The organism is Albibacterium profundi (genome assembly GCF_042159835.1).
GTDB classification, from domain to species: Bacteria; Bacteroidota; Bacteroidia; order Sphingobacteriales; family Sphingobacteriaceae; genus Albibacterium; species Albibacterium profundi.
Genome location: NZ_JBBVGT010000003.1, coordinates 599,941 through 613,921, shown reverse-complemented (window position 1 = coordinate 613,921; position 13,981 = coordinate 599,941). Strand labels below are relative to the sequence as shown.

13 protein-coding genes are annotated in these 13,981 nt (G+C 41.0%); 6 read left to right on the top strand and 7 right to left on the bottom strand.

The window, feature by feature from the left end:
• Window positions 1-41: 41 nt before the first annotated feature.
• The 3 genes from WKR92_RS14075 to WKR92_RS14065 are packed head-to-tail and all read right to left on the bottom strand — an operon-like array spanning window position 42 to window position 3,663.
• Window positions 42-818: an enoyl-CoA hydratase/isomerase family protein gene (locus WKR92_RS14075; RefSeq protein WP_375558478.1), complete on the bottom strand. Its 777-nt coding sequence runs from the start codon at window positions 816-818 to the stop codon at window positions 42-44.
• A 23-nt stretch (window positions 819-841) separates the two neighbouring features.
• Complete coding sequence (locus WKR92_RS14070; protein WP_375558477.1) at window positions 842-2,308, bottom strand: ATP-binding cassette domain-containing protein; 1,467 nt, start codon at window positions 2,306-2,308, stop codon at window positions 842-844.
• Complete coding sequence (locus WKR92_RS14065) at window positions 2,305-3,663, bottom strand: MATE family efflux transporter (RefSeq protein WP_375558476.1); 1,359 nt, start codon at window positions 3,661-3,663, stop codon at window positions 2,305-2,307. Before WKR92_RS14065 ends, WKR92_RS14070 begins: the two co-directional genes overlap by 4 nt.
• 119 nt (window positions 3,664-3,782) lie before the next feature.
• Here WKR92_RS14065 and WKR92_RS14060 point away from each other — a divergent pair, with 119 nt between their 5' ends.
• The 4 genes from WKR92_RS14060 to WKR92_RS14045 all read left to right on the top strand — a co-directional run bounded on the left by WKR92_RS14060 (window position 3,783) and on the right by WKR92_RS14045 (window position 9,278).
• A complete protein-coding gene (locus WKR92_RS14060; RefSeq protein WP_375558475.1) occupies window positions 3,783-4,265 on the top strand; it encodes a Sec-independent protein translocase subunit TatA/TatB in 483 nt (160 codons plus the stop codon).
• The gene (locus WKR92_RS14055; RefSeq protein ID WP_375558474.1) at window positions 4,249-6,513 is read left to right on the top strand and encodes a Tex family protein; all 2,265 of its coding nucleotides are present in this window, start codon (window positions 4,249-4,251) and stop codon (window positions 6,511-6,513) included. Before WKR92_RS14060 ends, WKR92_RS14055 begins: the two co-directional genes overlap by 17 nt.
• 45 nt (window positions 6,514-6,558) lie before the next feature.
• Entirely contained in the window at window positions 6,559-7,809 is a 1,251-nt protein-coding gene (locus WKR92_RS14050; protein WP_375558473.1) for a dicarboxylate/amino acid:cation symporter, read from the top strand.
• Window positions 7,810-7,991: 182 nt separating this feature from the next.
• Window positions 7,992-9,278, top strand: coding sequence for a citrate synthase (locus WKR92_RS14045; RefSeq protein ID WP_375558472.1), 1,287 nt, complete (start codon window positions 7,992-7,994; stop codon window positions 9,276-9,278).
• 80 nt (window positions 9,279-9,358) lie between these two features.
• Here the strand turns inward: WKR92_RS14045 and WKR92_RS14040 are convergent, their stop codons facing one another.
• A complete protein-coding gene (locus WKR92_RS14040; protein WP_375558471.1) occupies window positions 9,359-9,568 on the bottom strand; it encodes a hypothetical protein in 210 nt (69 codons plus the stop codon).
• A 103-nt stretch (window positions 9,569-9,671) separates the two neighbouring features.
• Between WKR92_RS14040 and WKR92_RS14035 the strand changes: the two genes are divergently transcribed.
• On the top strand, window positions 9,672-10,850 hold the full coding sequence (locus WKR92_RS14035) for a prolipoprotein diacylglyceryl transferase (protein WP_375558470.1): 1,179 nt from the start codon (window positions 9,672-9,674) through the stop codon (window positions 10,848-10,850).
• Window positions 10,843-11,634, top strand: coding sequence for an inositol monophosphatase family protein (locus tag WKR92_RS14030; RefSeq protein WP_375558469.1), 792 nt, complete (start codon window positions 10,843-10,845; stop codon window positions 11,632-11,634). The genes WKR92_RS14035 and WKR92_RS14030 overlap by 8 nt, the downstream gene beginning before the upstream one ends.
• A gap of 54 nt (window positions 11,635-11,688) precedes the next feature.
• On the opposite strand, the gene WKR92_RS14025 is transcribed toward WKR92_RS14030, so the two are convergent.
• The 3 genes from WKR92_RS14025 to WKR92_RS14015 all read right to left on the bottom strand — a co-directional run bounded on the left by WKR92_RS14025 (window position 11,689) and on the right by WKR92_RS14015 (window position 13,951).
• On the bottom strand, window positions 11,689-12,243 hold the full coding sequence (locus WKR92_RS14025; RefSeq protein ID WP_375558468.1) for a NifU family protein: 555 nt from the start codon (window positions 12,241-12,243) through the stop codon (window positions 11,689-11,691).
• Between the two features lie 62 nt (window positions 12,244-12,305).
• Window positions 12,306-12,911 carry a bifunctional nuclease family protein gene (locus tag WKR92_RS14020; RefSeq protein WP_375558467.1) on the bottom strand — a complete coding sequence of 202 codons (606 nt, stop codon included), beginning with the start codon at window positions 12,909-12,911 and terminating at the stop codon, window positions 12,306-12,308.
• Window positions 12,912-12,979: 68 nt separating this feature from the next.
• The gene (locus WKR92_RS14015; RefSeq protein ID WP_375558466.1) at window positions 12,980-13,951 is read right to left on the bottom strand and encodes an electron transfer flavoprotein subunit alpha/FixB family protein; all 972 of its coding nucleotides are present in this window, start codon (window positions 13,949-13,951) and stop codon (window positions 12,980-12,982) included.
• Between the last annotated feature and the right edge of the window lie 30 nt (window positions 13,952-13,981).

Here is a 13,981-nt window from a genome sequence, read left to right as displayed (position 1 = left end):
TAGCCAACAAGTGATGAGAGGGGATTGTTTGCTTCTTAATATCAACGTCCTTTGATCTTTTTAAGACTTTCCTTGGCATCTTTGTTAAGTACCAGTTTGCCACTGATAGCTGCATTTTCATAAAGTAGTGTATCCCAACCTTCGGTTCCGTCCCAGAAAACCTTTTTCAACGCTCGGAGCGCATCGATGTTGTAGCTGGCAAGTCGCTTACTAAACCCAGAAGCAGCTTCTTCCATTTCTTCCATCGTATCAAATATTTCCTGAAATAAGCCGTGCTGTTTAGCCCAAGGGGCGTCCCGCCATTGATCTGGGTTAAGGGTCAGCTCTACGAAGGGCACCAAGCCGATTTTACGTTTTACGACTGGTGCTATTACGAAGGGACCGATGTTAATCCCTAACTCGCTAAGCCTAATTTGCGCATGCTGAGTAGCAAAAACATAGTCGCATGCAGCTACAAGACCCACACCGCCACCAATAGCCTTCCCCTGCACTTGTGCTATAACCATTTTCTTGCACAGGCGGATAGCATTAAACACATAAGCGAAGCCAGAAAAGAATGTTTTTCCAGCGCTTTCGGTTTTGATATCGATTAGTTCATCAAAGCTTGCGCCTGCACAGAAACTCCGGTTACCGTCGCTTTTGAGTAGAAGTACTTTTACATTTTGATCTTTACCCGCTTCTGTTATAGTCGCAGCCAGCTCTTTTAATAAGGCGGCGGGAAACGCATTATGAGATGGGTGTCCGAACTCTATTCTAGCAACTCCGTATGAGTCTACTTCTTTCTTTATATACCCTTGGTTTTCAGCTGGATCATACATTAGGAAAATCGATTTGGTTCTGTTTAAACATTGGCTACCACGCAGCCATTTTCTAAAGATAAGCTTTTATTCACACAACGAGGTATATCTTCCGGATAATGACTCACATAGATCACGGTAATTTCACTGTCTGCACACAGTTGATCTACTAAACCTTTAATTGTTTCTTTTTGCTCTGTGTTTAAGCCTTGGCATGGTTCGTCGAGAATTAACAGAGGAGGACTCTTGACAAGCGCCCGTGCAATCAAGCAAATGCGCTGTTGACTTATCGACAGCTTATCAAAACACTTGTTTTCTTCACCCGAAAGCCCAGTTGCTTCCAACCATTGCAATACGATTTTCTTTTGACTGGCGCTACATTTCCTGAAAAGGCCCAAGGTGTCAAAGAAACCAGAACATACGATATCGAAACAGGTCTGCTGCGTTGGAAAGAACTGAAAGAATTCAGGTGAAACGTAACCTATTTTTTTCTTGATATCCCATATACTCTCACCACTGCCTCGTTTCCTATCGAACAAAATGATGTCATTGGCGTAAGCCTGCGGATTATCTCCATTGATTAAACTGAGGAGGGTAGATTTACCGGCGCCATTAGGACCTCGCAAATTCCATCGTTCTCCTTGACGTATATCCCAGCTAACGTTTTCCAGAATTTGCTTGCTACCATAACGAACGTTTACATTGTTCATCAATACAATATTATTGTATCTCAGCGGTTCTTTTGAATTCAACAATGGCTTTATGTTATCTGTAGTAAATTGCTTTTTATCTGAATATTGAGAAGAGATGGAGTTGATTTTAAAATCATCTATTTTCCGCTGTTTTGGCATAGCGTCTTTGTCAAATATGATAACATCGGTGACGATTGACGGTATTTCTCGGTGATGACTGGATATGATTAAATGTATGCCCGACTCAACAATCTCTGTAAACAAGGCATCAAATGCCACGCGAGTGGATGCATCGAGACCGACGAATGGATGTTCAATGAGAATGATCTCCGGATTTTTTATTAGAGCAGCCGCAAACATAAGTCGCCTCGTTTCTCCATTCGATAGGGATATCATAGGCTTATCGATCAGCTCGCTCAGTTGAAGGCGATCCGTAACACGATCAACATTCCATATCCCTGTTTTGTTGATAGTTAATGACTCTAGATAATCAATCACTTTAACGGAATCTTCAATCTCAAAACTATTAAATCGCTGCTGATAATAAAACTGGCTGATGTTCGATTTATTACGAAAATGGTGTCTGAATGATATATAAGAAATCCGATCCGCTGCTCTTCTATATTCGCCAATTGGCGTGGCGTCTAGATAATCTTTAGCAAATGGGTAATGAATCTCTCCTGATTGGACAACTTTCTTTGTCGCTAGAGTATCGAAGAAATCTTTTTTGGCTAGATCGTCGTTCCCAAGAACAAGCCAAGTTTGACCGTCTGTCCATTTGAAGTTAAATGTTGTATTTAGTTCTATTAGAGTTTTCATTTGTTAAGAGTAATCGATTTACTTTTGTATTTATAACGCAGGAAAAGGAGCAAGGAAGATGTCATAAGTCCAAATGTTAAGCCATACCAGATACCTTGCAATCCCATGTCCAGGTGAATACCAAGCAGATAGCTAATTGGCAAACCTACTATCCAATAGGCAACAAACACGATAAAAGTCGGTTTGTTCACATCCATCATGCCACGTAATATACCAAGTCCGACAACCTGTGTGCCATCAAATAGTTGAAACAACCCTGCGATAATCAATAGTTTCGCCGCCATGGCAATCACCACCGTATCGCTGGTAAAGATCCACGGAAGATATTGATTGAACAAAGCAAATACGACGGCGGCAAAAGTCATAAATATCAGAACAATATGGTAATTTGCATTTGCAAACTTAAGCATTCGGTGATAATTTCTTTTACCGAGACTGTTTCCGACTTGTATCGTTGCAGCTGACGCTATTCCACTGGCCATCATAAAGGTTATGGCGGCTAAATTAATTGCTACTTGATGCGAAGCCTGCTCTTCTGCACCCAAGACACCAGCAAGTATGGCCGCACCAGCAAAGGCACCTATTTCAAAAACATATTGCATGGCTACCGGGGAACCTATTTTTAAAATAGCATAACAGCTGGCAAAGTCGATCCGCTTAAAAACGAAATGTGAGATATATCGTTTAAAATCTTTCGAACGGAGGATATAAATCCCCATAACAAGAGCCATCGCACAACGGTCGATTAATGTAGCGTAGCCTACACCTCTGACACCCATCGGTTCGATACCAAACATACCTTTAACAAAGACTATCGCCAAAATAATATTAACGACATTTCCCCAAATGGTAATCCGCATCGCTTGCTTGGTAAAGCCTAAACCTTCAGCAAACTGTTTAAAAGCGCTAAAGATCATGATAGGAATGATCGAGAGGCTAAGAATAAAGAGATAAGGTTTCGCTTCCATAACTACCGCCGGATCCTGATCTAGGTGATCAACGAGCGCCATTGAGCCAAAATATACTGTGATGAACAACAAAATACCCGTCAAAATATTCAAAAACAGGCTATTAGAAAGTAAATGAGCGCAATGTGCATAGTTTCTTCTTCCATTTTCTTGCGCTATAAGAGGTGTCAGGCCAAAAGCAATACCTAACCCAATTACCATGACAATCATAAAAACACTGTTCACAAGTGAGACAGCAGCTAAAGGAATGGTACCAGCGAAGTGACCAACAATCACACTGTCAGCCGTATGCACGAGGGTGTGACCGAGTTGTGAGATCATAATCGGGCCGGCCAAATGAAAGCTTGACTGATAGTAGGCTTTGTATCGTTTAAGGAAATTCTTCACTGTCTAAAATTATAAGTCGGCAAAGATACAGCAAAATATTACAGCAATTTTCATTATGAGATTCCTTGTTCTGTTTAAAAAGTAATATCTTTGGGCTTATCAATCATTAATCGCAACAGATGTTTAGTACTGTTTTTCTATTTTTGAATATCGGTAGTCAGGAGATGATTTTTATCTTCGTGATTGCATTAGTGTTGTTTGGAGGAAAGAAACTTCCTGAATTAGCCCGTGGCTTAGGTAAGGGGATCAGGGAATTCAAAGATGCTTCCGAGAATATTAAACGAGATATCAATGATCAAATCAACGATTTTGATAAAGAAATTGAACGTCAACCGACTAAAAGCGAAACTAAACCCTCCGCTGCTGAAGGCACAAGCTCAACGGATAATGCCGCAGCGGATGCTCCGAAATTGGACCAATCAGTAGATATTCCTGAAATACCGGACGACTACGCTGGAGAGTATGATCATAACGATGAAAACTCTGATGATGTGTCACACTCAGACAGCTTTTACAAACACAATTACGACTATAACGAATCGGAAGAATATGTAGATTCTTCTGAAGGAACTGCTGCTGATAAGAATGATGTACGAAGCTAAGATCTCGAAAGAGTTAGGATTGACTCAATCGCAGGTTAAAAACACAATAGGCCTATTAAATGATAGTGCTACTATTCCTTTTATCGCTCGCTATAGAAAGGAACTTACCAACGGTCTTGATGAGGTTCAAATAACGGAAATACGCGATCTCCAAAAGCGGTTCCAAGACGTTGACAAACGCAGAGAAGCTATTATTAAATCAATCGAGGAGCAGCAAAAGATGACTCCAGATTTGCTGAAGCGCTTAAATGATGCAGATTCGTTATCGATACTAGAAGACATTTATCTACCATACAAGCCGAAGCGAAGAACACGTGCTACGATTGCCCGTGAGAAAGAACTACAAGGGCTGGCTGATATTTTATTGGAACAGAAGTCGGGTGACCTAAAGGATTTGGCTGAAGGATACGTGAATACTGACTTAGGCGTTGAAAATATCGAAGACGCTTTAGCTGGTGCTCGTGATATTTTAGCGGAATTGTTTTCTGAGAACGCCGTTGTTCGTGCGTCAATCCGCAATCTGTTTTTAAATAAAGGGATTTATAAGTCTTCCGTGATCGAAGGCAAGGAAGAGCAGGCCCAAAAATATAAAGACTATTTCGATTGGGAGGAGCCGATCAAGACAATTGCCTCACATAGACTGTTAGCAATGCGTAGAGGCGAACGTGAGGAATTTTTACGTCTAGATATCTCGGTGACAGAAACAGATGCGCTAAATGTCTTACGCAAAGAATTTCTATACGGAAAGAATGAAAGTTCTGAGCAGGTAGATATTGCCATTCAGGACAGTTATAAACGCCTGATTAAACCATCTATTGAAACCGAGGTACGAGTACTGTCTCGGCAACAGGCAGATCAGGACGCGATTGCTGTGTTCGCGGAAAACGCCCGTCAATTATTGTTAGCGGCGCCATTGGGTCAGAAAAGACTGTTGGCAATAGACCCGGGATTTCGGACTGGATGTAAAATGGTTTGTTTAGATGAGCAAGGTAAATTGCTTTACAACAGTACAATATATCCGCATAATGGCGAAGCGAAACTCCAAGACTCGACTCGAATCGTACAGAATATTATAGCTCAATATAATATTGAAGCTATAGCTATTGGCAACGGTACCGCCGGAAGAGAAACTGAATTATTTATTCGAAACTTGGTTCCATCGTCTATAACCGTGGTGATGGTCAATGAAAACGGAGCTTCAATCTATTCTGCATCTGCGGTGGCACGAGAGGAATTTCCCGATCATGATATTACGGTGCGTGGAGCTGTTTCTATTGGCCGAAGATTAATGGATCCCCTTGCTGAATTAGTTAAGATTGATCCGAAATCAATTGGTGTAGGGCAGTATCAACATGATGTAGATCAAACGAAACTGCAAAGCTCACTGGATGATACGGTGAGCAGCTGTGTGAATAATGTAGGTGTTTCATTAAACACGGCATCTAAACAAATACTAGCCTATATTTCAGGTTTGGGTCCAGCCCTCGCACAGGCGATCATAAAGTACCGAGATGAAAACGGCCCATTTAAAAGTCGCCAAGACTTAAAAAGGGTTCCCCGTTTAGGTGAAAAGGCTTTTGAGCAAGCTGCAGGTTTTCTTCGGATTGCGGATGCCGATAATCCACTAGATGCCAGCGCAGTGCATCCGGAGCGTTATAGCATTGTTGAAAAAATGGCAAAAGACACCAACAGCACGGTGTCCGATCTTTTGAAAAATGAAGAGAGTCGAAAAAAGATCGACTTAAAAAATTACATCACGGATGAAGTTGGTTTGCCTACTTTAAATGACATTCTTGCCGAACTTGCTAAGCCTGGAAGAGACCCTCGAGAACAATTTGAAGCATTCTCGTTTACAGAAGGGGTTAACAGCATTGAGGACCTGAAAATAGGCATGAAGATGCCGGGGATCGTGACTAACATTACCAATTTCGGGGCATTTGTTGATATTGGTGTCCATCAAGACGGACTGGTGCACTTGAGTCAATTAGCTAACAAGTTCGTGAAAGATGCGAATGAGATCGTAAAAGTAAATCAGCAGGTGGAGGTGAAAGTGACCGAAGTTGACATCGCGAGAAAAAGAATCTCGCTTTCAATGAAAGAGGAGCAGCCCCCTCGAGAAGCACGACCAAAGAAAACAGATCAAGCACGCAAGAAGCAAAACAACAAACCATTCAAAAAACGTTCGGAACGTAATGAGCAATCGGATATGCAATCAAAACTTGCGGCTCTGAAAGCGAAATTCGGATAATCTGTTATTTTTCATCTTTTTTGTAAAATTAAATTTACCTTTAAGATGAATATGGCTTCTACCAACACCTTTTTTAAGAACTACAGCAGTATTTTATTATTAATTCTGGGCATTCTGATAGGTAGCTTAGTCGGCTTGTTTGCAACTGACCTGATATACTATTTAAAGCCCATCGGGGATATCTTCCTCAATCTCCTTTTCACCGTTGTCATACCGCTGATATTCTTTGCGATAGCATCAGCTGTTGCGAATATTGATCAGGGTAAGCACTTGGGGAAAATCATTAGTACCATGGCCCTGGTATTCTTGGGTACGGTGCTCATAGCAGCTATCTACATGATCGGCGTCATGGCTTTCTTTCCATTAGAGCAGGGCATCTATTTAAGTGACGAAGTGATAGATGTTCCACAAGGTGAATCAAACTGGGGCGAAAATATTGTTCAGTTTCTAACGGTAAGCGAGTTCAATCAGCTGCTTTCCCGAGAACACATGCTTGCTTTTATTATCTTCTCGTTTTTAGTCGGTATAGCTGCATTGCGCTCAAAGGAAAAAGGAAGTGCATTCCGGGCCTTCCTTGATTCGGGAAATGAAGTAATGAAAGTTGCACTAATATTGATCATGAAAGCAGCACCTGTGGGTTTAGGGGCTTATTTTGCTTACCAAGTGGGAACAGTAGGGCCGCAATTATTCGGTATCTATGCAAAGCCCATGGGCTTATATTATATATTTGGAAGCATCTATTTCATCCTTGGGTTTACGTTTTATGCATTTGCATCTTACGGAACGATCGGGGTCAAGGCTTTTTGGAAGAATACGATTTTACCGGCAGCAACGGCCATTAGTACATGTAGTAGTATTGCTGTAATACCGGTAAACCTGGTTGCAGCAAAGAGGATGGGAATTCAAGAAAGTATTTCGAACGTCGCTGTCCCTTTAGGCGCCACCTTACATAAAGACGGGTCTTCTCTATCATCAATTGTTAAGATCACAGTAGCTTTTGCTATTATTGGAAGAGACTTTATGGATCCGATGACCATTATTACTGCGCTGGGGATTACGGTCATTGTTAGTATTGTGGCAGGCGGGATACCCAATGGCGGTTATATTGGTGAGATTCTGATGATTTCGGTCTACGATCTGCCTGTCGAAGCAATTCCAGCTGTGATGATTATCGGTACGCTTGTCGACCCACTAGCCACAGTATTGAACTCAAATGGAGACACTGTGGCATCGATGATGATAAATCGGATTTTAGGATATAAGCTAAAATCTCCGGCATCAGATATTGCTAAATAATGACTAAAATATTAGTCTCTTTCTTTTAAATTTACTACTTTTAGGAGCCTTATTCTGGCTTGTTAACTAAGTGAGAATTTATTGGTTGTTTTTCTATGTTATGTATCCTTAACGTTAAATATTTATGCATACATAGCATATATGAATGATTTTCTTATTTTTGTATTAAACCGAATCTTAATATGTCTGAAACTATTTCTTTAAAAATTAACGATAACAATCTGGAACTACCTGTGGTGACAGGAACCGAGGATGAAAAAGGTATTGATATTTCTAAACTTCGCGCTGAAACCGGTTACGTAACTCTTGATCGGGGCTTCAAAAATACGGGAGCTACAACGAGTGCGATTACCTACTTAGATGGAGAGAAGGGTGTGCTTCGCTATCGTGGTTATGCAATTGAAGAACTAGCGTCAAAATCAAGTTTTGTAGAAGTTATTTATTTGCTGATATACGGACATCTACCGTCTCATGATGAATTGGAAACCTTCAGATGGACCGTTAGACGCCATACATTGGTTCATGAAGATATGAAGAAGTTTTTCGATGGTTTCCCATCAAAATCTCATCCCATGGGTCAATTGTCTGCTTTGGTGGGGGCTTTGTCGGCATTCTATCCCGAATCTTTGAACCCGAATGCAACAGATGAGGAAGAGAACCTAACGATTATTAAAATGTTAGCCAAGATGCCGACGATTGTATCTTGGATCTATAAAAAATCACTAGGTCATCCAATTGTTTATCCGTCGAATAACTTAGATTATGTCACGAACTTCATTAATATGACGTTTGGGCAACGTACCGAAGATATTGATATTAATCCGGTAGCTGTATCGGCGATGAATACATTGCTTATTCTTCACGCTGATCATGAACAAAATTGCTCTACATCTACAGTTCGTATTGTAGGCTCATCAAACGCTAATCTTTTTGCATCTATTTCTGCGGGCATTTCTGCTCTTTGGGGACCATTACATGGTGGCGCTAACCAAGCGGTTATCGAAATGCTTGAAAAAATAAAAGATGACGGTGGAGACTGTGATAAATGGATTAATAAAGCTAAAGATAAAAATGATCCGTTCCGTTTAATGGGCTTTGGTCACCGTGTTTATAAAAACTTTGATCCTCGGGCGAAAATAATCAAGAAGGCATGTGATGAAGTTTTAGATAAATTAGGCATTGATGACCCAGTTTTGGAGATTGCAAAAAAACTTGAAGCAGCAGCTTTAAACGACCAGTATTTCGTAGATAGGAAATTATACCCCAACGTTGATTTCTACTCGGGTATTATTTATCGGGCATTAGGTTTCCCAACCGAGATGTTTACTGTGCTGTTCGCATTAGGCAGGCTTCCTGGCTGGATTGCACAATGGAAAGAAATGCGTACGAATAAAGAGCCAATTGGACGTCCTCGTCAGATCTATACGGGCGAAACGGAACGTTCATATGTAGATATTTCAAATCGTTAGGATATCGAATATAAAGAGTAAAAAAAATCCTGTTGAATCAACAGGATTTTTTCTTCCAATAGAAGATGGTTTATTATATTTTAGCGTTTTTTGTCGAGTAAAATGAAAATAACCCCCGCAGCTAAGAGTATCCCACCGGCATACGATGGCCATGATACTTGTTCCTGTTTTTCAGCGTTGACCTCTAGGGGGCCAATATCAACCACTTTTTCTTTTTTAGTATAGCTAAACCCAGTCCAGATTAGCATGACTACACCAACAATGGCCAAAATAATTCCGAATGTTTTCATAAGTATGTTAGTTTGATTAAATTATATAACATAAATCCATTTTGAATGTTTTGTAGTTTGTTGTAAATAATTCTTGTAATATTGTCTTTAACTTATTTGTCCTATGTTTCCAACCTTATCTCATTTAATTGAATATTTTACAGGAATATTTATTCCACTGCCTATTCAAACCTTTGGGTTATTCGTAGCAATTGCCTTTATCGTCGGCTATTCTTTGTTTGTGAAAGAGATGAAGCGCAAGGAGAAGGAGGGCTTGATAAAGCCGTATAAACGTGTATCTATCCAAGGCGAGCCTGCGGGAACGGGCGAGTTAATTCTAAATGGTGTTATCGGCTTTCTTTTGGGTTTCAAGGTCGTTCACGCTCTATTCAACTATAGCAGTTTGGTCCAAGATCCACAAGGTTTTCTTTTATCAGGAGAGGGAAATTGGTTGGGTGGTATAGTAGGGGCAGGACTATTTGTTTATTGGATATGGAAAGAAAAAAAACAAAACCAGCTTCCTAAACCGAAGAAGGTCACCGAAAGCGTTATGCCACATACATTGATGGGAAACGTCTTGGTATGGGCCGCGATATTTGGATTAATAGGTGCGAAGGTTTTTCACAATCTTGAGTATTGGGATGAATTTATGGCAAACCCGATTGAAGGAATCTTTTCGTTTAGCGGTCTAACATTTTACGGTGGACTCATTTGTGGAGGTGCAGCAGTACTCTATATTGCCAATAAATACGGGGTTAAGCCTGCGCATATGCTTGATATTGGTGGAGTGGGTATGATATTAGCCTATGGTGTAGGTAGACTGGGCTGTCAGTTATCTGGTGACGGGGATTGGGGAATCGAGAATACAAACCCTAAACCAGATGCTCTGTCTTGGTTGCCTGACTGGGCTTGGTCCTTCAAGTTTCCGCACAACGTATTGGATGCAGGAGTGCCTATTGAAGGATGCACAGGTAGATTCTGCCATGAACTACCTGTCGGCGTTTATCCGACCTCATTGTATGAGTTTGTCATGTGTTTGATCATCTTTGGGATCTTATGGGCGATCAGAAAGAAAATTCGGTTCCCGGGTATGCTATTTGCAATCTATTTAATCTTTAGTGGAATTGAACGGTTTACAATCGAGTTAATTCGTGTAAACTCAAAATATAACGCTTTCGGATTAGAGTTCACACAGGCTGAAATGATTTCTGTAATCATGGTTATTGCGGGAGTTATTGGAATTTTCTGGAGCATGAACTACGGCAAGAAGAATCCGGAAACAATGGCTCCGAGATATGATTGATTTAGCACATACTACCAAACAACTCATTGAGGCTTGCAAGGAAACCGGCGACTACATAAGAAATGAGTATCGTGGTTTTTCATCGCATAATATTGAAGTAAAGGGTATTCGCGATACGGTTTCTTATGTTGACAAGGAATCTGAACGTCGCTTGGTTGAAGCACTCCGGCCCTTGATTGACGGCGCTGGGTTTATTACCGAAGAGAATACCGATACTAGTAGGGGCGAAGTTTATAACTGGGTTATCGATCCTCTTGATGGGACGACCAACTTTGTACATAAGATCCCTGTTTTTAGTGTTAGTGTGGCGCTGCTCCGGAACGAAGAGTTGGTTGTTGGTGTGGTTTATGAAATCAACCAAGATGAGTGCTTTTCTGCCTGGAAGGGTGGAGGCGCCTATTTGAACGGCGAGCGCATTCAAGTGACCGATAATCAATTGTTCTCAGAATCATTGATAGGAACAGGGTTGCCTTTTAGAGACTTTGAAAAGCTAGATGGCTATATTGAGGTGCTGAAGACTGTTATGCAAAAGACGAGAGGTATTAGGAGAATTGGTTCTGCGGCAGTCGACTTGGCTTATACTGCATGTGGTCGATTTGATGCATTTTTCGAGCAATACCTAATGGATTATGATATGGCTGCTGGTATTCTTATTGTCCAAGAGGCTGGGGGGAAGGTATATGATTTCGAAGGTGGGCAAAATATGCTGTCGAAAGGAAATGTTGTTGCGGGTAATCCTTACCTAAGCGAAGAATTACTGTTGGAAATAAAAAAGCATTTTTAAGATTATAACTTAAAAATGCTTTTAGCTCAGCGCTTTGCGCTATATTGTTGTAAGTTATACAGAGTCTGCGACAACCTCTTGTACTTCAGGAACCATACGCTTAAGCAAGCCTTCGATTCCAGCTTTAAGTGTGATAATGGATGAAGGACACCCGCTACAAGAGCCCCTTAGTTCAACAGTTACTACACCTTCATCGTATTTCTGAAAAGAGATAGCGCCACCGTCTTGTTCGACAGCCGGTCTTACGTAATCGTGCAAAATTTGTTGGATCTTAACTTCAATATCGCTTCCTTCAAAACTTACATTATGATCCGGAACGACTTCTAGAATGGTCAACTCAGACTCAACAGCACCTTTTACAAATTCCTTTAAGATCGGTTCGATGTCTTCCCAAGCACTATCAGGTGATTTTGTAACAGTCACGAAATTACTAGCAAAGAATACCCCGTCGACAAAGTTGAACTTAAACAGTTCGCTTGCAAAAGGGGAGGCCTCTGCTTTTTCCCGAGATGGGAAGTCGTGACTTCCGTTCACTAATAATTTATTAACTAAAAATTTGCGTGTAGCAGGATTCGGAGTTTCTTCCGTATATACTTTTATGACGGCCATAGCTTTGTTATTAAATAGTATACAAAATTACAAAAAAAATAGGTGTGAAAGTCAGCGCTACGTCAAGAGGCTTTTCGGCGTGCGATTTCATCGCGTATTTTTGCTGCTCGTTCATAGGCTTCGTCACTCAGTGCTTGCTGAAGTTTTTCTTTTAATTCAGCGTCTGATAGCGTAGAAAACGACATGGGAGAACTTTTCTCACTTGAGTCGCCTTTCAAGTTATCTGAATCCAAGTTTTCTAAAAATGCAAAATCGTTCCCCTCGATAATTATCCCAGCAGTGGAGAGAATAAATTCATAAGTGTATATCGGACAATTAAATCGGACTGCAATAGCGATCGCATCAGAAGTCCTGGCGTCAATCTCTATATCCTTTTTACCATCATTGCATATCAATTTAGCGAAAAATATTCCGTCGACCAGGTTGTAGATCAAAACTTCGCTGACTACGATGTTGAAAAGGTCTGCGAACGATTTAAACAGATCATGCGTTAGCGGCCGACTAGGGGTCATTTTTTCGATTTCAATAGCAATGGCCTGTGCTTCGAAACCACCTATGATGATCGGGAGTCTTCTCCGACCGTTAACTTCACCAAGAACAAGTGCGTAAGCACCAGACTGAGTCTGACTATACGATAAACCGACAATATCTAATTTAATTTTATCCATGTATTCACTTTAACAAAGATCGATAGGTGATAGTTCTAGGAAATAAACATCACCTATCGATCTTATTATTATCCTGCTTTGTAGGATTTTACGGCTTCGATAAGTTTAGGAACGACCTCAAATGCATCACCTACAATACCATAATCTGCTACCTTAAAGAAAGGGGCATCAGGGTCTGTGTTGATAACAACGATGGTTTTAGAGGAACTAACGCCCGCTAAATGCTGAATAGCACCCGAGATACCGATAGCTATGTATAAGTTTGGACGAACGACGATACCTGTTTGCCCAACGTGCTCTTCATGTGGACGCCAGTCGGCATCCGACACGGGTTTAGAACAGGCTGTGGCCGCACCTAGCACCTCGGCTAGTTCTTCTATCATACCCCAGTTTTCGGGCCCCTTAAGGCCACGACCGCCGGATACGACAATTTCTGCATCAGCTAAACTTACTTTGTCCGTGGCACGTACGATATCTTTTATGATCGTTTCTAGGGTATCGGTCTTTTCCGGACTATAGTCTACAATTTCAGCTTCAACTTCGTTTTTACGCAATTCAAAAGAGTTGGGTGTCAACGAAATGACTTTTATTGCAGATTTCATCTCAAGGAAAGCAAAAGCTTTACCTGAAAACGCTGATCGTTTAACCGTGATCGCATCATCATTGATCACTGGCAGCTCTACTGCACCTGATGCTAAGGCTGCTTCTAATTTAGCGGCAATTCGAGGCGCGAGCCCCTTTCCACTAAACGAGTTAGAAAGAACAACTACTTTAGCATCCTGTTCTTTGGCAGCGGAAGCGATAACCGATGCATAAGCGTGATTAACAAAAGATTTGAATTGTTCAGAACGAACGTTTAAAACCTTGCTCGCTCCGTATTGTCCTAAACGCTCGAGATTAGAAGAGTCTACAGATCCAATGGATAAAGCGGTAAGATTGGTATTTAGGGAATCTGCAATTGCCTTTGCATAGGAAACGACTTCGTATACGGACTTCTTGAATTCACCTCCGGTATTTTCTACATATACTAATACAGACATGTTTGTTTCTATTTTAGGTGTACTATTTTA

Coding starts and splice junctions, on each gene's coding strand:
- WKR92_RS14060 (WP_375558475.1), top strand. CDS start 3,783: ATGTTTAGTACTGTTTTTCTATTTTTGAATATCGGTAGTCAGGAGATG.
- WKR92_RS14050 (WP_375558473.1), top strand. CDS start 6,559: ATGAATATGGCTTCTACCAACACCTTTTTTAAGAACTACAGCAGTATT.
- WKR92_RS14040 (WP_375558471.1), bottom strand. CDS start 9,568: ATGAAAACATTCGGAATTATTTTGGCCATTGTTGGTGTAGTCATGCTA.
- WKR92_RS14025 (WP_375558468.1), bottom strand. CDS start 12,243: ATGGCCGTCATAAAAGTATATACGGAAGAAACTCCGAATCCTGCTACA.
- WKR92_RS14045 (WP_375558472.1), top strand. CDS start 7,992: ATGTCTGAAACTATTTCTTTAAAAATTAACGATAACAATCTGGAACTA.
- WKR92_RS14035 (WP_375558470.1), top strand. CDS start 9,672: ATGTTTCCAACCTTATCTCATTTAATTGAATATTTTACAGGAATATTT.
- WKR92_RS14070 (WP_375558477.1), bottom strand. CDS start 2,308: ATGAAAACTCTAATAGAACTAAATACAACATTTAACTTCAAATGGACA.
- WKR92_RS14055 (WP_375558474.1), top strand. CDS start 4,249: ATGATGTACGAAGCTAAGATCTCGAAAGAGTTAGGATTGACTCAATCG.
- WKR92_RS14020 (WP_375558467.1), bottom strand. CDS start 12,911: ATGGATAAAATTAAATTAGATATTGTCGGTTTATCGTATAGTCAGACT.
- WKR92_RS14015 (WP_375558466.1), bottom strand. CDS start 13,951: ATGTCTGTATTAGTATATGTAGAAAATACCGGAGGTGAATTCAAGAAG.
- WKR92_RS14030 (WP_375558469.1), top strand. CDS start 10,843: ATGATTGATTTAGCACATACTACCAAACAACTCATTGAGGCTTGCAAG.
- WKR92_RS14075 (WP_375558478.1), bottom strand. CDS start 818: ATGTATGATCCAGCTGAAAACCAAGGGTATATAAAGAAAGAAGTAGAC.